This is a genomic window from Vibrio sp. 1402 (genome assembly GCF_033340275.1).
Genome location: NZ_JAWOWE010000340.1, coordinates 1 through 654, shown reverse-complemented (window position 1 = coordinate 654; position 654 = coordinate 1). Strand labels below are relative to the sequence as shown.

1 protein-coding gene is annotated in these 654 nt (G+C 48.3%); it reads right to left on the bottom strand.

Annotated elements, in window-relative coordinates; genetic code table 11:
* On the bottom strand, positions 1-654 hold a 654-nt coding region (locus tag R7044_RS25945; RefSeq protein WP_225456088.1), incomplete at both ends, for a DUF2804 domain-containing protein.

The window sequence follows — 654 nt, the reverse complement described above, 5'->3', positions numbered from 1 at the left end:
CCCTGAAAAGTGACCGATATATTGACGAAAGTTACTTTTCAAAAACCAGAAGTTCTTTTTCTCAGAACGTTGATTGATAGGCTCAAACACTAAGTCTACGCAACCATCTTCGGAGGTGATACGCCAATCAGTACGTGGATTCTGACGTGAAAATTGAAACTGCACCGGATTAAGCAAATGCCTTTCACCATCCACCCACAGTACATTTTCACAAAACCCGGTTTCGTTTACGCCAGCGGCGAGGTTGAGACCCAAGCTTTTGTCGCCGTCTTTATGGTTGACACTCGCCCAGCGCCAGCTCGTTTCCCTTCGCATGTAACCCGCCGAGAAATCATAACCCGCAGCAACCTGTGACAGATCTTGCTCTTCACCCAGAATAAATAGATTCCCTGTTACCGTCAGCGCGTTGTGTTTTTGCGTATACGTCCATCCGGAGTAACCCGTTGGCGTAGAGAGCATAAGAGGCAAACTTTGTGGCTGTGGATGCAGTGTAATGTTGGCGTTAACGGAAGGCGTCACAAACTGAACATGCCACTGCCCCTCCTCAATGGAGAACTGAATTGTATTGTTCGCGAGATGCGCTTTGCTCAGCCAGCTCGATGGTTGAGTCTGATAGCCAAGCTGACAAGGTTTAAGCCATTGCTGCTCGGTGAG